Origin of the sequence: Ruminococcus sp. B05, from assembly GCF_003628495.1 — a bacterium.
Taxonomy (GTDB): Bacteria; Bacillota; Clostridia; order Lachnospirales; family Lachnospiraceae; genus Schaedlerella; species Schaedlerella hominis.
This window is the reverse complement of sequence record NZ_RBZR01000037.1, coordinates 1-23,869: the sequence shown is the minus strand read 5'-3', so window position 1 is coordinate 23,869 and position 23,869 is coordinate 1. Positions and strand designations below refer to the sequence as shown.

Genomic DNA, 23,869 nt, shown 5'->3' with positions numbered 1-23,869 from the left:
AGCATATACTCCAAAGCCAGATAGTTCCAAACATTGCAATGAAATATAAAAGAAATATCTGAATACCCGAAATGCCTTCGTTTACACTGCCCGGTTTTTGCCAGAAAAACAAAACATATCCAACACAAGAAAGTATTAATAAATATAATATTTGAACGCCCACTCTCTGCGATATTACTTTTAACTGCTTTTTTTGATCATACAAATGAAATACATCGGCACGCTTACTTTTTACTTCCATCAAATATATGTCACTACAAAAAATAATTGTTAAAAATGCTATTGGAGACTGAATTGCTGAACCGATTTCTTCATAGTATATAATCGGATGAATCACACACAATATCAGTATAAATGCACATGAATAAAAAATCTTATATAACGATAGGCAGTTTTTTAGTTCCGTTTTCAATGAACCCTCCTCCTTTTCCAGATTGTAACAGAAATACATACTAATATAACAGATGCGATCACAAGCATAATCTGATTTATATTTGACATTTTGGCTGCATGTGTTTCAAAAAACCTGCCAGGAAATCGCACCATAATAGAGAACGATCTCATATAATAAATATCATTCTTCTCGGTCAGCATATTTGAATATATAATGTGTAAAAACAAAACTGGTGCTGCCGGAAGCGGATTTTTAAATATTAATGCTGTAATTGTATAGACACAACATATCATCAAAAGATTCGGCACAATATAGATCAGAGAATTCACACAAAAATCAATTGGTGTTACCGAAAAGCCCGATTCTAAAGACGTTTTCAAACACAGCATAAAGAATATAACATTCAAAATCACTAATACGCCCAACATACTAATGAATCCGCTTATTATTTTCCCACATATATATTGGATTGCCGTAACAGGCTTTGTATGTAATAATTCATAGGTATTTTTTCGTGTATCCTGAATAAATAAAAATGATAGCAAGACTGTTGCAAAAAAGGCCATATGCAATCCTGCAAAATCCGTGAACTTTTTGGCAAAGTACCAGGAAAAAGAATGTTCGGATAATTTCCGCTCGATATAATGATTGATTTCTTCTGCTGTCCCCTTATGAATTTCAAGGTCCTCATAAGCATATATTGCATTATAATAGCCATATTGGGATTCCAAAAACTCAGAAGCAGTCTTTACATCCATATTCTGAATTTCTTTCATTACATGATCCGCTTCCTGCCTGCTAAATCCAAAACCATTTTGGGAGGTGTCCATTAACGTCTCTTTGATTGTATCTTCCCACTCCCTTCTTCTTTCTTTATCATCAGATGTGGGAATGTACCCATCCATGACATCGGCATCTTCCAATGCTACTTCATTTTGTGTGACCTGTTCATTCTGTTTGATATAATGAATTTGCAAATACGGTGACAGGCATTGATACATACTGGCGACTATAATAATCAAGCCAATCCACAAAACAGGGTTCTTTAAATAATCCAGTATACTTCTTTTTATGATTGTTTTCATTGTATCTCTTCCTTTCTTTATTTCTTTAACAACATCATACAAATCAATTCTCAATAAATTCACAACAAAAAAAAGGCTAAAACCACTTTTTTGTGATTTCAGCCTTATAAAGTATTTTTATTCAGCTTTGAAAAGAGCTTCTACATGAGCACCGCCTTGTCTGGCATTATATATTTTCAAATTTCCTCCATGCTTTTCACAGAAAATACGAGAAATATACATACCAAGGCCAAAATGCTTTAAATCATCTTGTGGATTCTTATGATAAAATGGCTCTGTTACTTTTTCCTCAGTATCCACAAATCCTATTCCATCATCTTCAACAGAAATTATAAGAAAACCATCCTTTTTCTTTATCTGCAAAGCAATACTTTTTTGCGCATATCGAACCGCATTTTCCAGTAAGTTGTCTGTCACTTCCATGACAAGTTCCTCATCCACTTTCACAACGTTTTGTTCCTGCATTCTTTCTACCTTACATAATTTACTTTCCTTCTTGGACAGCATGGCAGCTTCTGCCTCAATCTTTTTTGCCAGTTCCGATAATTCTATCTCTGAGCATTGCAGTTTCCTCTGTTCTAAATGGGACATTTTTCTCATGTTTTCCGTGAAATGCTCTATACGGTCAATCTGATACATGCCTGTTTGTAAGATATTAATAACATCCTCTGTTTTTATACTCTCAGCAGAAACAAACTCTAAGAGCATTTCCTGATACCCACGCAATATGGAAAGTGGAGAACGTATATCATGTGCAATTGCATTCCGCAAAGCCTTCTCGTCATCAATCATTCGCCACATCTTTCTGTTGTTATCTGCTAAATCACTTCGCATCATTTCAAATTCTTTACACAAAGTTCCCATCTCATCTTTATTTTCATAGGACACATGAAAATCCAGTTCATTATCTGCAATCATTTGTGAGGCATCTTTTAGTTCCTGTAGAGGTGTCTTTAACTTATTTTTATAAAAAAAGAATACCGCAGTAACACTCCCAACAATTGAAAAAATCAATACCGAATATGTTTCCATAAAGTCACACATTTCCGAAAGATGATAGTCCAAACGATTCATCTGCGATTGATTAGGTCTTGATATCTCAATCTCGTATTTCTTTCCATATTGCTGAAACACGTCCGTATAATCTGCATAATCAATATATTTTTCCCATATTTTATTCTGCATATTTCTTGCAAAATGAACTGTAAATCCAGATAACAGAAATGCTGCCGTTAAGCTGATTACAAAATAAAGCAGAATTGTTTTTTTCAGTGACAAATTTCTTATTTTTTCCATCGGTATCCAATCCCCCATACAGTTTCTATGTATTCTTTTTCTGAATAATCCGCTATTTTTTTCCTTATACGCCGTACTAATTCCGTTATCGTTCTACTGTCCCCTTCCGCATCATATCCGCAGACTTGTGCATATATATGTTCTTTATCAAACACCTGCCCTGGATGCATGGATAAGAATTCAATAATCTGATATTCAATTTTTGTGAACTCCATCCTGTGTCCAGCTATAGCTACTATTTTTTCAGAATAATCAATCAGCATTTCATCCATGAAGCGGTATTCCGTTTTTTGTTGATGCCTTTCTTCTCTCTTTATGTTTGTAACAATCCTCGCTTCCAACTCCCGAAGACTAAATGGCTTCGTAATATAATCATCCCCACCCGAAAGCAACCCATTAATTTTATCATCTTCATCAACTCTTGCTGTTAGAAATAAAATCGGACATAATACTTTACTGCGTATCAGACGACATACTTCAATCCCATCCATACGTGGCATGTTGATATCCAATAAAATAATATCCGGTTTCATTTTTATTTTATTTAATGCTTCCATTCCATCTGTAGCCGTAATGGTTTCATATTGTTTCATATTAAAATAGCTACAAAGCATTTTCACCAATTCTTTATCATCATCGACAACTAAAATCTTGTAGTTCATCCAAACCACCTCCGGTATCCATATTATACGATAAAAAACAATGAAATCACAACAAGAGTACATGAAGAACGTTGTAAATTAGTACTATCCACAACGATAACAGGTAATTTAATTATTCGTATTTTTTCCCGATAATGTAAATCGAAACTACCATACCACCTAATATCATAATTAAGAAAATTTTATTCAAAATATCCCATAAAGCTATATTGAAACAATTGATTATTATAATACCTGCAAGAGGATATAGAACAACCGTTGCAAGTGTCCATATTTTTAAAGTTGTGCAGATGTATATCCAATTTCCATTGTTAAAGGATAAACCAACTAGATGGATTCTAAAAATTCCTTGTGAAACATAATTTATCTTGTTGGCATCATAATATGTTGGTAATATGTCTTTTGCAAAGAAACAAAACCATGCACCAAATAAAAGCATTCCTCCGGTAACTAGCAATATATCCCTTTTCATCTCAGCTAATGAACTTCCAGATACAACTAACATAATAATTTCTGTAATAGATATAAAGAAACATAACAAATATGCTAATATCCAGTTTTTTCTATGCTGGTGAATACAATCCCTAACAGCCATATCGAGAGAGCCTACTACCAATTCCTCGATTTCTTTTTTATCAATATTTTTCTGTGTATCTATTTTTTCTCCACGTAACAATTCTGTAACGGTAACATCTAATATATCAGCTATTGGTATGAGTAATACGATATTGGGCATACTAAGACCACGTTCCCATTTGCTAACTGTTTTATCTGATACATATAATTTTTCAGCCAAATCCTTTTGAGTTAAATTCTTTTCCTTTCTTAATTCGGTTACAAATAAACCGAATTTTTCATTACTAATCTGATACATATATCCACCTCCTGCACACATATTATAGTGAGAGCGTGCATAAATCAATCGACTAGCAGTAGAATTGCAGAATATTAGCACATAATTCATCAAATAATCTCCCCATCATGATTATTTCTATAAAGTTATATTCGAATATTTTTTTAGCCATACTATGAAATAATTAAATCGGCAACTTATAACTATGACGGAAAAAACCAGCCTTCCGAAACTTAGAAAAAATCACTTGCTATAGAATTGTAATTTGCTTCTTCTTTGACCCCTTATAAATACAAAAGCTGAACAAACAGGATTTTTCGTCCTGCTTGTTCAGCTCTTATTCTACTAACTATAAATCAATTCTTTTAGCACAATCTCTGCACTGGTTGCATCCAGCTCATCTAGGTCTAAATCGATCTCTATCGTGTCATCTGGTTTTTGTTGGGACAAAAGAACAACCGTCTCTACATGCACCGATACCATTTGTGCCAGGCACCATTAAATTTCCGTGAATAGGCTTTCTTCCGCTATGTTATCATTTTGCAACTTCTGGTTGCGGTAATTCCTATACTACTTGATTGATTGCAATTAGAAATATTGCTAGAATAAATTTAAAAAAATGGAGGTATTGATATGAATATTTCAGAAAAACTATTAAATCTAAGAAAAGCCAATAATTTGACACAGGAACAACTAGCAGAACAACTAAATGTTTCAAGGCAATCAATTTCAAAATGGGAGTCCGGACAATGTATTCCTGATGCAGACAAACTAAAGCTACTAAGTGATATTTTTAATGTATCGATTGATTTTCTTCTAAAACCGTCTGAATTAGATACACTCACTCTAAAAGCAGAGTCCTTAGAAAATCAACAAAGGAATTTAGAAAAGACTATTCGCAAAAAAGAAAAAACAAAAAATATCATACTGGGCTGTGCTTCAATTTATATTATCGCATTTGCCATAATTATGCTTATAAACCAAATTTCATGGGAAAATGAATTTTTATGGAATATCTTTTCTGGTATAACATTACCAATCATTATTCTTTTTCTTGCAACTGCAATAGCAATTATATTTTATATAAAAAATAATAAAAAATGATTTATAAACATTTTATAAAAATAAAGAAAGTGTGATTAAATATGATATCAGTAAAAAATTTAAAAAAATTTTATGATAATATTCATAATATATATATTTTAAATAACTTGAATTTAATCGTTGAGGATGGCGAGTTTTTGGGAATCATGGGTGCTTCTGGAAGTGGAAAAAGCACTTTATTGCGTATTTTGGGCGGCATGGAAAGCTTTTCAGACGGTGAAGTAAAAATTGAGGGACAAAATTTATTATCTATGAAAGAACAAGAAAAAGAATTATACCGTCAACAAGTGATTTCCTATATATTCCAAGATTACAATTTACTATCAGGATTGACCGTAAAAGAAAATATTTTTTTGCCTTGTGCAATGATAAATTCAGACGAAACAGTAATAGAAAGGGAATATACATCCATTACAAAAAAACTTGAAATTAGCAGTTATGAAACACATTTTCCGGATGAAATTTCCGGCGGTGAACAACAACGAGCAGCAATTGCCAGAGCGGTGATGAAACGGAGTAAAATTTTACTGGCAGATGAACCTACGGGAAGTCTTGATGTACGGACAGCAGGAAAAGTATTAGATTTATTTAAACAAATTAATAGAGAGTATCATATTACGATTGCCTACCATTGGTGCCAGGCACCATTAAATTTCCGTGAATTTAATCCCGGCATGATCAATCTCTTTCAATTAGAGACTTATCCGGGTGAAAAATCAAATTCCTGCGACGATTATGGGATACATGAACCTAAAAGAAAATGGCGATCTTCAAATGCAAAACTGCGCGAAACCTAAATTCGTTGTATTTTTCCTTTGTAGTCAAAGAAAAAGCACTATAAATCGGTCAGCAAACGATTTTCAGTGCTTTTTTACGTGTTACTCTACTAAATTTTGCCTATTAGCTTATATAAGTGAAACTTAGCGATACTTAAACAGTCCCCTCTTAGAGGAAATTCAAAAGTTACCGTCTGTATTTAGTTATTTAATAGGGAGAGGAAGAATATATTTTCTCGCTTCTCCCATTGAACCGTGCATACAGGTTTCGTATACAAACCTGCAATTTATATTCCAACTTTAACTATGGTGTTGTGAAGTTCACTCAACTTTCAGCATCCGATACCCCACGCCAATGTGTGTTTGGATATATTGTGGAGAGTTCGGTTCTTTCTCGATTTTTTTACGAAGTGTCGCCATAAACACACGAAGGGAGGCAATATCATTATCCCAACTACTTCCCCAAATACTTTGCGTAATGGAAGTATGGGTCAGAACTTTTCCTATATTTCTTGTCAACAGGCAAAGCAACTTATATTCAATAGGTGTTAAATGCAACTCTTCTTCATTCAAATAGGCACACCCCGCAACATAATCTACACGAAGTTTTCCGTTTACAAAAACAACCGTTTCGGCAGGGGATACTTTTTGCATCATCGATAACCTTCTTTGCGTGACTCGTAGTCTGGCAAGCAGTTCCTCAACAGAAAATGGCTTTGTTAAATAATCATCTGCACCAGCATCCAACGCATCAATTTTATCGGTATCTTCACTGCGAGCACTGATTACGATAATTGGCATGTTTGACCAAGTACGGATTTTTTTAATAATCTCAACACCATCCATATCAGGAAGTCCTAAATCAAGTAAAACGATGTCAGGATTGTGTGAAGATGCTTCTAAAATTGCCGATTGACCATTTGGCGCTGTCAGATATCGGTATTCGTGCGCTTTTAAGGTTGTTGTAATTAAATTTCTGACAGATGTGTCATCTTCTACAACTAATATTAGTGACTTATTCATATACTTTGACCTCCCCTGCCGGTAATGTAAATGTGAATACTGTTCCATGCGGCATATTATCTGAAACAGTAAGTTCTCCGCCGTGGGCGTTAATAATGGACTTGCACAAAGATAATCCGAGTCCTAAACTTCGGCGACTGTCTGCAATTTGATTTGCACCGCTGTAGAACATGTCGAATATCCGTGGCTTTATTTCGTCAGCAATTCCGTTTCCGTCATCCGCTATAGATACGATCGCTTGTTTTCCCCGCTTTTCTGTCCGAATAACAATATGAGAGTTTTTAGGTGTATATTTGATAGCATTATCAACAATATTGATGATTACCTGAACAATAAGCTTTGCATCCATTTTTGCAAGAAGAATTTCTTCTTTGCTTTCAACGGAAATATGATGTTCTTCACTCTTTCGGTTAATATGATGTAACGCTTCTGTAATCACGTCATCCATCAAATCTTCCGTTATACGGAGATTCAACCGTCCTTCTTCAATCCGGGTTACAGCCAGCAGGTTTTCTACAAGGTTAATCAGCCACATAGAATCATCATAAATATCCGTATATAGCTGCTTTTTTGTATCATTATCAAAGGAATCGCCATTGGACAAAAGGTTACTGGCATTACCAGAAATGGATGTCAGCGGTGTCCTCAAATCATGTGAAATAGCACGCAATAGGTTTGCTCGCAACTGTTCATTTTTTGCAAGAACAGCCGCCTCCTGTTTCTCGCGGGCATTTTTCTCATTTTCCAAAGCCAGAGCACATTCTCCGAGAATGGACAGTAGAATACTGTTTTCAAATGGATCAAGAGGTATTTCCCCCATCACGATTCCAACAACTCCATATACCATACTGCTACTGCGAACAGCAAGGTACAGGCATTTTGCATTGGAAAGCGTTCCTGTTGTGGATCCGGCACGTTTATTGTTTTTCAATACCCAGCCGGCAACGGCCTTTTCATTTTCGGAAATACATGATTCCAAATTTTTCTCAGTTACAGAAAAAATATGCGGCGTATCCAATACTTCGCCATCAGCTAAATAAAAAACGATATCTTTTCCCAAGAGTTTAATAAGCTGATTTGAAGTTGTGGATACAATTTCATTTTTATCTTTTGCCTGTTGCAATAGCTGGCTTGTATCAAATAACACTTTGGTACGGTAAGCAGATTGTGCCGCCTGTTTTGCTTGATTTTTAATCCGTATAGCAAGAGAACCGGTTAAAAATGCCGCCAAAAACATGATAATAAAGGTAACAGGATAACCCTGATCATACGCCTGCAAGGTAAATTGGGGTTCCGTAAACAGGAAATTAAAAATCAAAACACTTACAATCGAGGAAATTAGGCTGTATACCTGATGTTTCGTGATGACAGCGGTGACAAGAACGCCTAAAACAAAAACAGTAATAATATTTGCTTCGCCAAATCCAAGATTATGAAAAATCATTCCGACTAAACTGGATAAAATCAGAATCGCAGTAGATTTTAATGTATCAGTGGCAGAGAAGACGATATGGTTCTTTTTCCTGCCCCCTCTTAACTGATACACTGCAGCATTAGAAACCGTATCCGGAATAATATGCACATCCAAGTTAGGGGCATAATCAATCAGTTTTTCTGTCAGTGTCGGTTTGCTGAGCAAATGCCGTTTTGTAGCAGAACTTCGCCCGATCACAATCTTTGACGCACCGGACAAACGGGCAAATTCCGCAATCTGAAACGGAATATCTTCTCCATAAACTGTTTCAATTTTTGCCCCAAGCTGCTCAGCAAGACGAACATTTGAACGAAGGCGTTTTATATTTTCCTCGCTCATCACCGAAAAATCAGGTGTTTCTACAAACAGAGCCGTAAACTTTCCTTTGAAAGCAGAAGCCATTCTTGCGGCGGTACGGATAATTTTTGCATTAGATGGAGAAGAAGATAGACAAACAAGAATATGTTCGTCTGTATGATACTCTCCATGATTTTTAATGCGGGCATTTTCTGTGAGGATATTCACCCTGTCCGCACATCGCCGCAGTGCAATCTCCCGAAGAGCTGTCAAATTTTCTATTGTGAAAAAATTTTCTACCACCTGTTTTGCCTGGGTCTGTCTGTATACATTTCCTGTATTCAAACGGTCGATCAAATCCTGTGGTTCAATATCCATTAATTCAACCTGATCTGCATTATCAAACAGAGAATCCGGAATGCGTTCCTGTACAACAATCTCCGTAATGGATGAAACTGTATCACAAAGACTTTCAATATGCTGAACATTGACAGTCGTATAGACATCAATCCCTGCATTCAAAAGTTCCTTAATGTCCTGATACCGTTTTGCATGACGGCATCCTTCGGCATTCGTATGAGCAAGTTCATCCACAAGGATAAGCTGTGGTTTTCTTTTCAGTGCCATGTCAATGTCGAATTCGTTCAGTATCATACCATTATAGAGAACTTCTCTTGTAGGAAGAACTTCTAAGCCATTCAAAAGAGCTGCTGTTTTGGGGCGTGAGTGGGGTTCTATATAACCGGCTACCACGTCAATTCCCTGCTGTTTTGCCATATGAGCCGCTTCCAACATGGCGTAGGTTTTACCCACACCAGCCGCATATCCGAAAAAGATTTTCAAATGTCCTTTATTCCGATTTTCTTCACCGGCTTGGATTGCCTTCAATAACTGTTCCGGATTGTGTCTGTTTTCGCCCATACGGTCACCTCCCTGTGCAAAAAACATTATATAGAAAAATAAGTAAATTTCAGAAAAGCAATTTAGCACTGACATTAAAATTGCATAAAGATTATACCACCTTTTCTTCTTTTTTTCCATTCGGGCGTGTAGCCGAAAGCAGAAAACACTCCGAAAAATCACTCAATTTTTCGACAAATAAGTTTTTGGGATTGATTTTCCTCGAGAAATTTATCCAGCTTTTCCATAAGAAAATAACCATAAATAAATGCTGCCAATACCACTATAAGTAAAACAAAGTCTTTCATATCACCAACTTCTTTCAAAAATTAAATACGAAAACATTTTTGAATATGTTTTTTCTCCCCGAGAACAAGCATGGTACTATTTTTTAACAACTGCGTATCGGAACTTATTTTCAAATTCATAATATCATTTGTTTTCAGTGCCATAATATTGATGTTATATTTTTTTCGTATATTCAACTGACCGATTGTTTTTCCTATCCATTCTCCCGGTATAGATATTTCAAAGATTGCATGTTCTTCATCTAGTTCTATGTAATCGAGAATATGATCAGCACTATAACGGATCGCAACCCAATCGGCAAGCTGCCTTTCAGGATAAACAATTTCATCTGCGCCGTTTCTTAAAAGAAATTTTGCATGAACATCACGAGCAGCACGAGACACCACCATTCTTGCACCGAGTTCCTTCAAAAGGGATGTTACTTCCAATGAATTCTGAAAATCATCTCCGATTGCCACAATACAAACATCAAAATTCCCAACACCAAGCGAACTTAAAAAATCCTCATTAGTCGCATCCCCAATCTGAGCGTTGGTTACAAAGGGAAGTACAGCATCAACTCGGGTATCTTCTTTATCTACCGCCATCACCTGATGGTGCAATTCATCTAATTTTATAGCAATATGCCGTCCGAATCTTCCCAGACCAATAAGTAATATTGATTTCATTTTTTATTCTCCTTTAACCTACTGTGATTTTTTCCTGAGGATATTTTGAACCATTAGGCTTTTTTTCAGAAATGGTAGCAAAAATCAAGGTCAATCCGCCCACTCTGCCAAAAAACATCAAGCAAATCAAGATTATATGGGAAACAAGCCCCAGGTCAGGAGTTATTCCCAGCGATAACCCTACCGTCCCGATTGCCGACGCCGTCTCAAACAAAGCAATCATAAGTGGAATATCTTCTGTACTGCTAATTACCATTCCTCCGACAAGGAATAAAACGATATACATCAAAAAAATCGTAGCTGCATTTCTGATAATGCCATCCGGAATTTGTCTGCCGAAAAAATGAGTGTGTTCCTTTTTTCTAAATACAGATAATGCCGATGAAACGAGAACTGCAAGAGTTGTCGTTTTCATACCACCTGCAGTGGAACCAGGCGAACCACCGATGAGCATCAGCATAATGATAAGCATTTGCCCAACTTCACTGAGTAAAGTCAAATCTGCCGTATTAAATCCTGCAGTTCTCGGCGTAACAGATTGAAACAAGGAAACCCACACTCTTTCCATAAGAGGCACATTTGAAAACTCAAAATAAAAAAAGTAAAGAGCCGGTAAGAATATCAATAGTCCTGTTACCATAAAAATCACCTTGCTTTGCATTCGGTATTTTTTGAAATGCCATTTATGATTCTTTATATCCTCCCAGGTGAGGAATCCAATACCTCCTACAACAATCAGCACCATAATCACAAGATTTACAATCGGCTCTACAGAATAAGAGGTCAACGAGGAAAAAGGGCTTCTTATACCGATTAGATCAAATCCTGCATTGCAAAAAGCAGAAATGGAATGAAACAACGAATACCATATTCCTTTCCAAAACCCAAAGTCCCTGCAAAAAACAGGGGTTAAAAGAGCCGCACCAATGATTTCGATAAGAATCGTAGTCCGAATAATAAATTGTGTTCTCCGCACAATACCACCCACCGTTGGAGCCGAAATTGCCTCCTGCATGGTACTTCGCTGCATCAACCCGATTTTGCGTCCGGAAACAACAGCAATCGCAATAGCAATCGTAATAATTCCCATACCTCCGATTTGAATCAGCAATAAAATAACTCCTTGACCAAATAAAGACCAGTAGGTTGCCGTATCCTTAATAACCAGTCCCGTCACACAAACCGCAGAAGTTGCGGTAAACAAAGCATCTGAAAAGGATGTACTCTGACCGCTTTTTGTAGCAATCGGCAGCATCAAAAGCAGACTGCCTAAGAGAATCACGGATAAAAACCCTAAACTAATCACTTGAAATGATGTCATATGCCGATGTCTTGACCTGTTTTTCTGTTGCATAACTATGTCCCCATAATCTTAATTTCTTTTATATCGCCTCTATTCTATCTTTATTCGTATTAAATGGGCGTAAGTAAGTTTGTTTTGAAATTAAGATTGTATAAAGATGAGCGTTTACCACTATCCGGGCGTGTTCGGGACTTGCACCCGTTAGAGCGTGCCCATGGCGCGCAAACTGAAAAAAGAACGACAAATAAGCCGTTCTCTTATAATGGTAACTTTATAGTAACTTTGGCACCTTTGGTTTCTATGGAATTATCTAGCAGAAGTTTTCCTTTATGCTGTTTTATAATGCTATCAACAATATATAAACCCATTCCATAATGCAGTTTAGAGCTCCTACTTTGGTCTGCCATATAGAAACGTTCTTTTGCGTGATCCAATGCCTCTTGCGAAAAGCCACAGCCACAGTCTGTAATACAGATATTCAAGTAATTGTCCTTGCTATCTACATCTATATATAATGTAGAGTTTTCAGGCGAGTACTCTAAAGAATTTGAAACCAAATTCATCAATGCTCGTTCCAGTAACATTCTATCCCCAGTTATATTCTGTGGGAAATTATGCTGTGTCTGCTGAATAACAATACCTTTATCTTTGCAGATGATTTCAGTTTGAGATAAGATATGTTTCCAAAACTCTGGAAAATTTACATCTTCCATTTGTAATTGATAGCCAGCAGATGCTTTAGATATATCAATCAAAATTTTTATATACTGTTTCATCTGCTCAGAGCTACTCATTGCATACGATAAATATAGCTTTTGTTCTTCGTCAAGTTCTGTTTCATCTAATAGGTCAATGTTCCCCTGCATAACAGTTAATGGAGTTTTCAAATCATGAGCTAAAGATGCAATCTGTTCTCTTTGTGCTTTTTCACTTCGCCACTGTTTTTCCAATGACCCTTTTAAACTATTTCGCATACTATCAAACGATATAATCACGTTTTCAAATTCCAATATTTTAGAATGTCCGATAGTAAAATCTAAGTTGTTATTCTCAATTTCTTTGGTAGCTTCTAAAATAGGTGTCAATTCTTTTCTCAGCTCTTTAGCAAAATGAACAGTCAGATAAACACATACCCCTAAGCTGCTTATAGTGATTAAAGAAATCATCATAATTTCTGGGGACGGTAAATACTGATTAAATTGTGCATTTAAATATTGAGAACCTATAACATACTGTAAAACAATATATTCATCATCTCGAGTAATGAAAATAAACTGTGTTTTACCACTTGTATCCATGAACCCCGTTTTAGCAAACATTAAAGCCTTTTCTTTTTCTTCTTCACTCATATTCGTATCTATGTATCCATAGTTTTTAGTTAATCGAAGAAATTTAGTTCCAGTAGGAAAATGTATATCTGATACATTTGGTGTTGCAGTTAGTATCGGTACTAAAGCTTTCGTTTGCCGTTCGTTATTATCTGCAAGTGTTACAAGCCCTATACTGGAAGCAAACATCATACAGGCAAAAGGGACGACAACGGACAAGCATAGTCCGCCAAGTAGACAAACAAGAAATTTATAAAAAGTTCTTGTAAGTGATGTTTTCATTTTTATTCCCATCTATAACCTATCCCCCAAACTGTTACGATTGGCTGAACACCCGTTTTCTCAAACTTTGACCTTATATTTTTTATATGTGTCGAGATTGTAGAACTATCGCTTTCTCCATAAAGGGAAAATGTAGCTTCGTATATTTGTTCCTTTGAAAAAACCTGTCCTTTGTTACTAGCAAGATACTCACAAATCAGATATTCACTTTTCGTTAAAGGCACTGGTATATTATCTACCCGTAATTCTTTTGCAGATAAATCAATTTTTATCCGGTCAAATGTAAGAGCTATATGTCGTTCTCGGTGTTCGCGGCGTAAGTGGGCATTTACTCTTGCCCGTAATTCTGTAATACGGAATGGTTTTGTCAAATAGTCATCTGCTCCTAATCCAAGACCGAATGTAATATCATTTTCCATTGTCTTAGCAGTCAGAAAGAGGATAGGACAGTCCACTAATGAACGGATTTTATCACAATAAGAAAACCCGTCTATATCCGGCATCATAATGTCCAGTATAATCAAGTCATATCTGTTCAGTTTATCAAGAGGAACCTGTGCGGCGGACGTATAGACTGTAACTAAATGTCCGTCCTTTTGCAGTCCATTTTTCACAAGTTCTAAAATAGGTCGTTCATCATCAATCATAAGGATTGTTGCCATAGTATCGCCTCCTAGCTTTTTTAGTATATCATAACCCATAAAGGCAGAAAAACAAAAATCGGTCATTGACGCTTTGCAATATAGTAGCGGTCATTTATCTGTACTGCAACGGCTTCGGTCTTTTCTGTACCATGAATTTCATAAATATCTTTGTAAATCCATTGTTCCCGATGTTGTCTTGTAAAGAACAGCCTGCAAGAGATAAACATATAATAACAGCAAACAGCAATATCATCATTTTTTTACTCATTTTCTTTTGCTCCTTCCCATCTCTGAAACCACACTAAGCTTATGATAAACAGCACTACTGTAAAAACCAGCATGAGTATAAAACCTAGTTGAAATTCGGGTAAGTTAGAATGAAACTGCCCCTCATTAACATATCTTAAAACACAATAATCCATAAATCGTACACCCCAGCCCCACGGCAGGAATTTCCAGATAAAATCTCCAAGTCCTGTAACTAGCAATGCAGATAATAAACTTCCTACAATACCTATGCCCATAGATACACTTTTGCCTAAACTGAAACCAACAGGTATGGAAATAAGATAAAGTGGTATTACAGACAATATCAACATAATAAGAGGTTTTATATAAAACGAAAATGGCATAACTGGATAGAGTACGGCAAACAAGAAAATACAAAGTATTGTTGCAAAGGTTGCTAAAACGATAAGATATACTAATTTTCCGATATATACCGCTATACGTGAACGGATCGTACCTAAGATTAACTGAAAATGACCTGCTCCATTTTCTAGTTCGACTATCATACCTACAACGATACCAATAACAAATGGAAAAATAATTGCTAACACCTCTAAAAAGGTCGTTACATTTGTCATCTCACTCCAACCGGATATATGAAAATATCCTGCAAAAACACCAGCTCCTATTAACGGAAAAAGCACATGGACTAAAAGTAATGGTGTATGTCTGCTTTTAAGCCATTCTGCTTGAAAACATCTGATAATACTAAACATTAAAGAACCTCCTGCTTTATAAAAGATTTTGCCGTTGACTTTGAAATTGTATATAGTAAAAGCAATGACAAGCAGATTGTCATAATAACCAACGGTAAAGGAGTTGATAAAGCACTTCCTGTTACTGATTCTCCATTCGGTAATATTCCTAATGTGGGAACCATAAGGCGAGTAACCCAGCTATAAGGACATATGAACCAAAAACTTGTATTTGCCCCTAATGTTCCCAACATAAAGCTCATTCCAACATTTAATATGAGAGTGGCAAATACACCCACTTTTTTTGTAAACCACAAGCATAATGGAATATTCCATATACTTGCCAGAATAATGCAAAGTGTTCCGAACAATGCCTGCATTGGGCTAATTGTCATAGGTATATCAAAAATGTGTTGAATGATAAAACCACCTGCAACATTGCATAACATCAAAATTGTATTTGCAAGTACAATGTATATTATACAAGTGATTATTTTTGCATACCATACTTTTTTTAAGTCAACAGGCAATGACAAAATTGCTCTAAATTTTAATTTGCCGTTATCTCTTTGAATTATCAAAATAGATAATAGCGTTAAACAACCAGGATATAAGAATACATACCACCAGTTATACGAATTTTGTTGATACCACATAGGAGTAAGTACATTCAGACATAAAGTTAGTATAGGAGCTAACCATACTAATTTTTTTGCGAATGTATTTTTATGTTTTAAATATTCAGAAGATATATAATTTTTCATTTTATCGTTCCTCCTGTGATTTCCTTACAACTTCTACAAACAGATTTTCTAAATTTTCATCTTTATTCATCTGTCCTTCATATCCTAAAATACCATTTGAAATGATACCAATATCATCAGCGATAAGCTGAACCTCTGATAGAATATGACTGGATAGAATAACAGTAATCCCTTTAGAGGGAAAAGAACGAATAAGAGAACGTAATTCTTGTATGCCGATAGGGTCTAATCCATTTGTCGGCTCATCTAAAATCAACAATTTGGGACTATTCAACAAAGCGATAGCTATTCCCAAACGTTGTTTCATTCCCATTGAAAATTGTCCAGCTTTTTTCCTTCCTGTATTTTGCAAATCTACCATTTTTAAAACTTTATCTATTCGGGTTTTAGGAATATTTAGTAATTTTGCACGGACTTCTAAATTTTCTACTGCGGAAAGATTTTCATAAAGTGGAGGAGTTTCAATCAAAGCTCCTATCTGTTCTAAATCTTTTCTGTTCCATTCATGTCCATTAAAAAGAACTTTACCGCTAGTAGGACGGAGCATACCCGTAATCATTTTCAAAGTGGTAGATTTTCCAGCACCATTTGGACCGAGTAGCCCATATATTGAATTTTCACGGACAGTTATAGATACATTATTCACTGCCTTTTGCTTTTTGAAATCTTTACATAGGTTATTTGTTTTTAAAATTGCTTTCATAATTGTTCATACCCTTTCCTTATTTTTTAGTTAAAGTATAAAAAGCAAAATTAAAGATTTTATGAAGATTTCAAAATATTATATTTTAATCTAGCCATAGCGTGTAACTTGCAATAAATGCAAAATAAAGCTACGGCATTTTTTGATTTATCCTACAATCTTCCAGTTGCTTTCTGCATGGACGGCGGTACTCGGTAAAGCAGTAACGACAGTCGCAAAGGCAAGTACTCCCGTACACAATCGTTTCAATATCTTTTTCATAATTCTAAATGCTCCTTTCATTTTGGGTAAAAAAATAGACGCTCAATATTGAACGTCTTACATTGAAAAGGGATACTTTTTACAAGTACCACTCAAATCTAATATTTAATTGTTTGTGTTCCCACACTCTATATCAACTACTACTGAAACATTAATATAGTTTTTTATCTCTTTATTTCTGATTTTATCGCCCTCGCTCGTAAAGACTATATGCTTAAAAAAGTGCCTAAAATTAAGGATTTCTACATAGTTCGTCTTTGTAGCAACACACAAGTCTCAACGGTACTTTCGTTGTCCCAACAAAGTTCCTGTGTCTCCCTGTCTCCGAAATACACCGGAAAACGGAACTTTATGTGCTTCAGGAATCTGCCATCTGGCTGCTCCTGCTCGTAAATGTCCACCTGTTCTACAAAGCTATTAAGAAATTCTTTCTTCTCCAGATCGGTGAACTTATCATATAGTTTATCAAAATATAAAAGAAATTGATAGACGTTTTCTTCTGATATTTTCTGTTGCCGAATATTCAACAGGCGATTCTTTACTTCCTCTATACTGTTCTCCACGCCTTCGATCTCATCGTACAGACGGTATAACCTTGTCTCCATATCCTGATATTTCTTCTCATAAAATTTATCCATAATATCCAGACTGTCCATCTGCTGTCCAAGTCTTGCTTTTGCTCCGGTCAGCTGCCTGTGCTGCTTTTCCAATCCGTCAATCTCTTTTTCTATTTCTTCTGTATCTATTCTTGAACCAATTTTATTCAGAATTGCTTCTTCAAATTTAGGATTCTTCACCAGCTTCCGAATAACTTCTTCCACTGCATTGTTAATCTTCTCCTCACTCCATTGTTTACGATATCCACATTTATGACCGTCTACCAGACGACGATGTTTACAGGCATAATAGAAATAATCTTTATATAAGGTTCCGTCTTTCTTTTTCTTTCGGTTCACGTTTCCATACATACCACTTCCACATAACGGGCATCTCAATATTCCAGATAAAATATGCTCATGATCGAGACTATGTGTCTTTTCATATTTCACACCTGTTTTTTCCCGTTTTTGATGTGCCAGCTCCCAGTCTGTTTCTGAAACAATCCCTTCATGGATACCATCGTGCAGCATATAATTTTCCTGCTTTACAATGCGGTATTCATTTCTTGTACCAGAAACTTTCTCGTTTTTCCTTCGTCCATAAGCCAGCTTTCCACAGTATACCGGATTATCCAGAACGCCTTTTATAAATGATGCGGCAAATGCGTCCAGTGTATTATTCTGTCGTTTTTTCTTTTTATATCCATGCTGGTTCAGCCATGCGGCAATCGCAGAGATTCCCATATTGGTATGAATAAATTTGTCATAGATCAGACGAATAATCTCTGCTTCGTCCTCTGCAATCTGCAATTCTCCATTTACTAATTCATAACCATACGGAGCAAATCCACCATTCCATTTTCCTTCCCTGGCTTTCTGCTTACGTCCTTCCATTGTCTGAACAAGGATATTCTCTCGTTCGATCTCTGCCACCGCAGACAGAACAGAAATCATCAGCTTTCCACTATCTTTTGAGCTGTCAATTCCATCTTCTACACAGATCAGATTCACTCCAAAATCCTGCATCCTCTGCAGAGAGTTTAATACATCTGCTGCATTACGACCGAATCTGGAAAGCTTGAACACCAGTACAAACTGTACCTCATCTGTTCCATTCTCAATATTATCCAACATTCTCTGAAATTCCGGTCTGCCCTCTACGCTCTTTCCAGACTTACCTTCATCTGAATACTCATTTACGATTTCCATATTCTGAAATTCCGCATATCTCTTGAGTTTTTCTTTCTGAGCATCCAGACTGTAGCCATCTACCTGCATGGTTGTGGATACTCTGGTATATATATCGCATTTAATCTTTTTATTCTTCATAATCTTCCTCGCAGTATAACTCTGTTTTATTGTCCCAACCTTATTTTAGTACTTGTTCCAACTATTTTCAATACTTATTTTCCGTATTGACGCATTTCTTCGCCAATCGTATAATTAAGTTAGATACAGAGCATTTCTGTTATCAAAATATTGCCCGCCCACCATTGGCGACTTATAAATGATTGGCTCGAAAATATTGTTCGCTTACCGGAAGCGTCTAATAAATGTCCGGCTTGAAAATTATTTAGAAATAATTTCTGTTTTTGATATTGTGTTTTTATCACACATTGCATATACTATAAATACACAAAAAAGCCAAAAAAGAGGAGGTGTTAGTATGGCTACTTCAAGTATTACTCATAATTTTGTCGTATCCAATCCAAATAGCGTAAAGCGTTTTGTCGCAGCAATTGACGAAGCCGACCGTGACCGCACACCAAAGCAGACACTTCCCGGACGTCAGTTAACGAACCCACAGGAAATCTTAGCTTTAATGTCAAAAAGGAAGAAAAAACATGTCTGATAAATATTTTACCGTTAATATTCGGGCATATTTGGATAAAGACGAACCGACATATATCGGAGAGGAAAGTCTTTACGACTTACTCTCCGATTTTTCTTGTCCCAAAAATCCCGATGTGGAATACTTTTTATTACATAATGCGATTGAGTTTACCAAAAAAGATCAATCTATCACTTATCTGGTATTTGATGCTGAAGATGCTTCACTGGTTGGTTATTTTTCACTTACAATAAAACCAATCTCTGTCCGTGCTTCAAATATCAGCAAGACAATGGCAAAAAAACTGTCCCGTGTCAGTATTTTGGATGAAGAAACACAATCCTATACTACCGCAGCTTACTTGATCGCCCAGTTGGGAAAGAACTATTCTCTTCCAAAGGAAAAACGAATTCCTGGAAATATTCTACTGGGATTTGCACTGGAAACCATATCCAGTCTCAAATATTCCGTAGGTGGCGTTATGGAGTTTCTTGAATGCGAAGATAATGAATTTCTTCTGAGCTTTTATACGCAGAATCATTTCAAGCCATTTGATACGCGTATTACCGCTTCTCAGAATAATGAGCCACACACTCTGCATCAGCTTTTAAAATTTATTTGATTTAAAAATGCATGAAAAAAGCGACAGTCTGATTTACATTTTGTATTTCAGGAAACTGCCGCTTCTTTTTCTTCCTTATTCTGTTTTTCTTCCTCCAACTCCCGGAGGACTTCAGCGCCGTACTTATCAATCATCCGTACCAGAAAATCAATGCACCGCTCAAATTCAATATTCTGTTGCATAAGCTCCTCCCGTTATTGTTTTGATCTGAGCTTATTTTACAGAACCTGCCGGAAAACCACATTGAATAGAAATTGATTGTAAATTGACACAATCAATTTAAAAATATCCGCATTTTCTTGAATCGAATATATGTTCGTGTTATGATAGATATACTTAATCTTAACTACGAAAGGGGAATTTCTATTGAATCGATGCGATTTTTCTTCTATTAGCACTTGCTTAAAAAATCATATCAGCGAAAGTAATCAAATGAGTCAGCCTGATTTTTTATACGAATTATTTGAAGATTTTATGGATGATCCGGCAAATCAGGATTTTTCTATGGATAATGGTCTGGTTTGTCGTTGGCTGACCGGTCAAGCAAAGATCAGTCCCAAAATATCTGCCTACTATTCCAAACCCAGTAATCAGAAAAAACTGGCAGAAACCATTCACCAGAATCTGCTTCCATTGATGTCTGACTGCAATATGGCTATGCAGGATATATACACATTATTTATACAAGATGACACCATCTCCGATGCCAAAAAGAAAAATCTGGCTTCTCTGTACAAACCAGCCAGCTCACGTCTGCTTTTTCTTGCAAAGCTGATTTCTTTTGGCATGGAGCGACAATTTATCAAACGTGATACTAAAAATCAAAAATTACTTGCCGGAGGTGCCCTGTCACCCATTGTGCTGGATTATATTATGGACAGTGAGGTTCCGAAACCATGCCGTCATTTTATCGGAAGAGATAAAGAACTAGAAGAATTATATACCATGCTTGAGGAAAACCGTCATGTTTTTCTTTGCGGAATTGCCGGTATTGGTAAAAGCGAACTTGCCAAAGCCTACGCAAAACATTACAAAAAGCATTACACTAACATTCTATATGTAGAATATACAGGTGATCTTCATCAGGACATTACTGACATGGATTTTATTGATGATCCACCAGAAATCAGCGAACAGGAACGGTTTCAAAGACATAACCGTTTTCTGCGTTCCCTGAAATCCGATACTCTGCTTATCATAGATAATTTTAATGTCACAGCTACACAGGACAGTTTTCTGTCAGTAGTATTAAAATACCGCTGTCAGATTTTATTTACGACCAGAAGTAATCTGAATGAATACTGTACTTTTCAATTAAAAGAAATAAAGGATATAAACATTCTTTTCCAACTGACATCTGCATTTTATTCAGAAGCAGACAAGTATCGTTCGACCGTCGAAAAAATCATAGAGACCGTACACTATCATACTTTTGCTGTAGAACTGGCTGCAAAACTTTTGGAAAATGGAATTTCAACTCCAGGTCAGTTATTAGCAAAACTTCAGGAAGAAAGAGCATCTCTCGATAATGAAGATAAAATTAAGATAATCAAGGATGGTCAAATCAGTAAAGCCACTTATTATAGTCATATCCATACTCTATTTTCACTATATGCTTTATCCCGAAAACAGCAGGATATCATGTGCAATTTGTGTTTTCTTCCTTACACTGGTATTTCTGCCCGCATATTCGCCAAATGGCTGGAACTGCCTACCTTAAATGAAATTAACGACTTGATTGAAACTGGTTTTGTGCAGACAACTACACGTCACACAATCTCCCTGCATCCTATGATTAAGGAAATTGCCCTTTCAGAGACAAAACCATCTGTAAGTAGCTGTCACATATTACTGGATTCTTTACAGAAAATATGTTTAATGCATGGAATTGAAGTCGATTATTACAAGAAGCTGTTTCAGACAGCAGGAAACATCATAGAATTGATTGAAAAAGATGATATACCAAAATATCTACTTTTTCTGGAAAATGTTTTTCCATATATGGATAATTATAATTACCAGAAAGGTATGAAAGAAATCATTCAGGAATTAAAAAATTTTTTGAAGCCTAAAGACATTGGCACCGATTCTGACCGGGCATTGTTACTGGATTTTCAGGCTACTCTTGAAATCAAGCCAGAAAAAGCAATAAAACTGGAAAAGGATGCACTTGCCCAGATAGAAAATATCACTGCTGACAATGCTCGCCTTGTTTCCAACCTTCATGCCAATCTCGGTGGACTTTACCGCATGAACGGTCATCCCGATCTTGCAAGAGAACACATGGAAAAAAGTATCTCACTGCTTGACCAATTTAACCTGCTTCATATAAATGACAGCATACCTCAGATTGCCAATTATGCAATGTTCCTGACAGAACAGCAGGAACCCGAAAGAGGCATCTCTGAATTGCAAAAATTATCCGGCATCATCAAGGAATACCATTCCGATGACTGTCTGGATTATGCCAAAGTACAGGAAACCCTTGGAACCATTTATCTGATGACTGCCAATCTTCCGCAAGCCAAAACACATTTTAAAAGAGCTTTCAAAATATATGAAAAGATCTGGGCTGATGAACCAGAAATGATTGAAGCAAAATATCAGGAAATTCAGGAGTTATATCCACAGATTGGATTTTGCATTGGAAAAAATCTATCCGGTCTTTTAACAAAATAAGCATAATTTACGGCGGGCAACTTGCCCGCCGTTATATTCAACTATTCGTCAAATAAATATATGCATCTTCCAAAGTGATATCATTATCCAGGACACAATTCTCATTTGGCTTTCCTTTGCTTAATACTTTCATATGAATTCCATTTTCTACATACTGCTTAGATGATATAGAATAATTGGCTTCTAACAAACGGGCTTCTTCTGCATTTTGTACCGTACAATTCCAAACACAGCCCTTTGCATTTTCCAGCAACCCACTCACGCTTCCAGAATATAAAAAACTTCCCTTTTTCATAATGGCAAGCTGTGTACAGGTTGCTGCTAAATCTTCTACTACATGAGTGGAAAACAGCACAGTTCTATCCTTTGAAAAATCAACCAAAAGATTGCGGATCCTGATTCTTTCTTCCGGATCTAACCCGGTAGTAGGTTCATCAATAATCAAAAAATCCGGATTATTAAGAAGTGCCTGTATGAGTCCGACACGTCTCTTCATACCACCAGATAATTGCCGCATTTTTTTATTCTGATGCTCTGTAAGAGAAGTCTTTTCCAGATAATAGGTAATTCTTTGTTCGAGGTCATTTCTGGCTACTCCTGACAGTCCCCCCATATATACAAGACATTCTTTCACCGTAAGATTCGGATATAAGTCGATTTCCTGTGGAAGATAACCAATCTTTTTCTGTATTTTCTCATAATTTCCCTCGTTATACAGAATTCCATCAAGGGAAACCATTCCTTCCGTTTGTTTTAAAACAGTTGTAAGAACCCTCATCAAAGTGGTTTTTCCGGCACCATTCTCACCCAAAAGTCCGTAAATTCCCTTAGGTATTTCAAGAGATGCCTTATTTACTGCAACTACACCATTTTTAAATCTAACTGTTAAATCATTTATTCTAATACTCATAATCTATCCTCTTTTCTTTAAAGTCATTGGTAATACTGCAAATAAAAACAGCCCCGCTATAAAAGACACAAGCGTTCCATAAATCCAACTCTCGGACATTAATTGAGTAGGTTCACAAA

Annotated in this window: 23 protein-coding genes and 2 pseudogenes; 5 read left to right on the top strand and 20 right to left on the bottom strand. The window is 36.1% G+C overall.

Features of this window, described 5'->3' with window-relative positions; all coding sequences use genetic code 11:
- The 6 genes and pseudogenes from D8Q48_RS17725 to D8Q48_RS15865 all read right to left on the bottom strand — a co-directional run.
- A pseudogene (locus D8Q48_RS17725) lies at positions 1–412 on the bottom strand (transporter); the annotation flags it as partial.
- A complete protein-coding gene (locus D8Q48_RS15885) occupies positions 409–1,479 on the bottom strand; it encodes an ABC transporter permease subunit (protein WP_121057185.1) in 1,071 nt (356 codons plus the stop codon). The gene D8Q48_RS15885 and the pseudogene D8Q48_RS17725, both read right to left, overlap by 4 nt.
- Positions 1,480–1,596: 117 nt before the next feature.
- Entirely contained in the window at positions 1,597–2,775 is a 1,179-nt protein-coding gene (locus D8Q48_RS15880; protein ID WP_121057183.1) for a HAMP domain-containing sensor histidine kinase, read from the bottom strand.
- Positions 2,763–3,437, bottom strand: a complete 675-nt coding sequence (locus tag D8Q48_RS15875) for a response regulator transcription factor (RefSeq protein WP_121057181.1) — start codon at positions 3,435–3,437, stop codon at positions 2,763–2,765. Before D8Q48_RS15875 ends, D8Q48_RS15880 begins: the two co-directional genes overlap by 13 nt.
- A gap of 112 nt (positions 3,438–3,549) precedes the next feature.
- Entirely contained in the window at positions 3,550–4,311 is a 762-nt protein-coding gene (locus tag D8Q48_RS15870) for a helix-turn-helix transcriptional regulator (protein ID WP_121057179.1), read from the bottom strand.
- 324 nt (positions 4,312–4,635) lie between these two features.
- Positions 4,636–4,773: a hypothetical protein gene (locus D8Q48_RS15865; RefSeq protein ID WP_330514739.1), complete on the bottom strand. Its 138-nt coding sequence runs from the start codon at positions 4,771–4,773 to the stop codon at positions 4,636–4,638.
- A 150-nt stretch (positions 4,774–4,923) separates the two neighbouring features.
- Between D8Q48_RS15865 and D8Q48_RS15860 the strand changes: the two genes are divergently transcribed.
- Together D8Q48_RS15860 and D8Q48_RS15855 are read left to right on the top strand one after the other, a co-directional pair.
- Positions 4,924–5,394, top strand: coding sequence for a helix-turn-helix domain-containing protein (locus D8Q48_RS15860; protein WP_121057177.1), 471 nt, complete (start codon positions 4,924–4,926; stop codon positions 5,392–5,394).
- A 41-nt stretch (positions 5,395–5,435) separates the two neighbouring features.
- Positions 5,436–6,191, top strand: a complete 756-nt coding sequence (locus tag D8Q48_RS15855; protein WP_121057175.1) for an ABC transporter ATP-binding protein — start codon at positions 5,436–5,438, stop codon at positions 6,189–6,191.
- 300 nt (positions 6,192–6,491) lie between these two features.
- Here the strand turns inward: D8Q48_RS15855 and D8Q48_RS15850 are convergent, their stop codons facing one another.
- The 11 genes from D8Q48_RS15850 to D8Q48_RS15795 form a co-directional block, all read right to left on the bottom strand.
- Complete coding sequence (locus D8Q48_RS15850) at positions 6,492–7,193, bottom strand: response regulator transcription factor (RefSeq protein WP_121057173.1); 702 nt, start codon at positions 7,191–7,193, stop codon at positions 6,492–6,494.
- Complete coding sequence (locus D8Q48_RS15845) at positions 7,186–9,885, bottom strand: sensor histidine kinase KdpD (RefSeq protein ID WP_121057171.1); 2,700 nt, start codon at positions 9,883–9,885, stop codon at positions 7,186–7,188. Before D8Q48_RS15845 ends, D8Q48_RS15850 begins: the two co-directional genes overlap by 8 nt.
- A gap of 308 nt (positions 9,886–10,193) precedes the next feature.
- A complete protein-coding gene (locus D8Q48_RS15835) occupies positions 10,194–10,841 on the bottom strand; it encodes a TrkA family potassium uptake protein (protein ID WP_117990660.1) in 648 nt (215 codons plus the stop codon).
- 13 nt (positions 10,842–10,854) lie between these two features.
- The gene (locus D8Q48_RS15830; RefSeq protein ID WP_117990662.1) at positions 10,855–12,195 is read right to left on the bottom strand and encodes a potassium transporter TrkG; all 1,341 of its coding nucleotides are present in this window, start codon (positions 12,193–12,195) and stop codon (positions 10,855–10,857) included.
- A 206-nt stretch (positions 12,196–12,401) separates the two neighbouring features.
- Positions 12,402–13,766, bottom strand: coding sequence for a HAMP domain-containing sensor histidine kinase (locus D8Q48_RS15825; RefSeq protein WP_117990665.1), 1,365 nt, complete (start codon positions 13,764–13,766; stop codon positions 12,402–12,404).
- Positions 13,757–14,416, bottom strand: coding sequence for a response regulator transcription factor (locus D8Q48_RS15820; protein ID WP_021404737.1), 660 nt, complete (start codon positions 14,414–14,416; stop codon positions 13,757–13,759). Before D8Q48_RS15820 ends, D8Q48_RS15825 begins: the two co-directional genes overlap by 10 nt.
- 94 nt (positions 14,417–14,510) lie before the next feature.
- Positions 14,511–14,666, bottom strand: coding sequence for a hypothetical protein (locus D8Q48_RS15815; RefSeq protein ID WP_330514738.1), 156 nt, complete (start codon positions 14,664–14,666; stop codon positions 14,511–14,513).
- Positions 14,659–15,402 (bottom strand): lantibiotic immunity ABC transporter MutG family permease subunit, encoded by a 744-nt coding sequence (locus D8Q48_RS15810; RefSeq protein ID WP_074048952.1) that lies wholly within the window; start codon positions 15,400–15,402, stop codon positions 14,659–14,661. The genes D8Q48_RS15815 and D8Q48_RS15810 overlap by 8 nt, the downstream gene beginning before the upstream one ends.
- Positions 15,402–16,145, bottom strand: coding sequence for a lantibiotic immunity ABC transporter MutE/EpiE family permease subunit (locus D8Q48_RS15805; protein ID WP_077718111.1), 744 nt, complete (start codon positions 16,143–16,145; stop codon positions 15,402–15,404). The genes D8Q48_RS15810 and D8Q48_RS15805 overlap by 1 nt, the downstream gene beginning before the upstream one ends.
- A 1-nt stretch (position 16,146) precedes the next feature.
- On the bottom strand, positions 16,147–16,851 hold the full coding sequence (locus tag D8Q48_RS15800; RefSeq protein WP_044288316.1) for a lantibiotic protection ABC transporter ATP-binding protein: 705 nt from the start codon (positions 16,849–16,851) through the stop codon (positions 16,147–16,149).
- Positions 16,852–17,351: 500 nt separating this feature from the next.
- The gene (locus D8Q48_RS15795; protein ID WP_121057167.1) at positions 17,352–19,037 is read right to left on the bottom strand and encodes a recombinase family protein; all 1,686 of its coding nucleotides are present in this window, start codon (positions 19,035–19,037) and stop codon (positions 17,352–17,354) included.
- Between the two features lie 337 nt (positions 19,038–19,374).
- On the opposite strand from D8Q48_RS15795, the gene D8Q48_RS17720 reads away from it, so the two are divergent.
- Both D8Q48_RS17720 and D8Q48_RS15785 read left to right on the top strand, forming a co-directional pair.
- Entirely contained in the window at positions 19,375–19,560 is a 186-nt protein-coding gene (locus D8Q48_RS17720; RefSeq protein WP_014080774.1) for a hypothetical protein, read from the top strand.
- Positions 19,553–20,161: a hypothetical protein gene (locus D8Q48_RS15785; RefSeq protein WP_005348504.1), complete on the top strand. Its 609-nt coding sequence runs from the start codon at positions 19,553–19,555 to the stop codon at positions 20,159–20,161. Before D8Q48_RS17720 ends, D8Q48_RS15785 begins: the two co-directional genes overlap by 8 nt.
- Positions 20,162–20,208: 47 nt before the next feature.
- On the opposite strand, the gene D8Q48_RS17840 is transcribed toward D8Q48_RS15785, so the two are convergent.
- A complete protein-coding gene (locus tag D8Q48_RS17840; RefSeq protein WP_005348500.1) occupies positions 20,209–20,343 on the bottom strand; it encodes a hypothetical protein in 135 nt (44 codons plus the stop codon).
- Between the two features lie 250 nt (positions 20,344–20,593).
- Between D8Q48_RS17840 and D8Q48_RS15780 the strand changes: the two genes are divergently transcribed.
- The gene (locus D8Q48_RS15780) at positions 20,594–22,840 is read left to right on the top strand and encodes a tetratricopeptide repeat protein (protein WP_121057165.1); all 2,247 of its coding nucleotides are present in this window, start codon (positions 20,594–20,596) and stop codon (positions 22,838–22,840) included.
- A 37-nt stretch (positions 22,841–22,877) separates the two neighbouring features.
- Here D8Q48_RS15780 and D8Q48_RS15775 read toward each other — a convergent pair whose 3' ends face one another.
- Both D8Q48_RS15775 and D8Q48_RS17955 read right to left on the bottom strand, forming a co-directional pair.
- Positions 22,878–23,750, bottom strand: a complete 873-nt coding sequence (locus D8Q48_RS15775) for an ATP-binding cassette domain-containing protein (protein ID WP_005348496.1) — start codon at positions 23,748–23,750, stop codon at positions 22,878–22,880.
- Positions 23,751–23,753: 3 nt separating this feature from the next.
- Positions 23,754–23,869, bottom strand: a pseudogene (locus D8Q48_RS17955) (transporter); the annotation flags it as partial.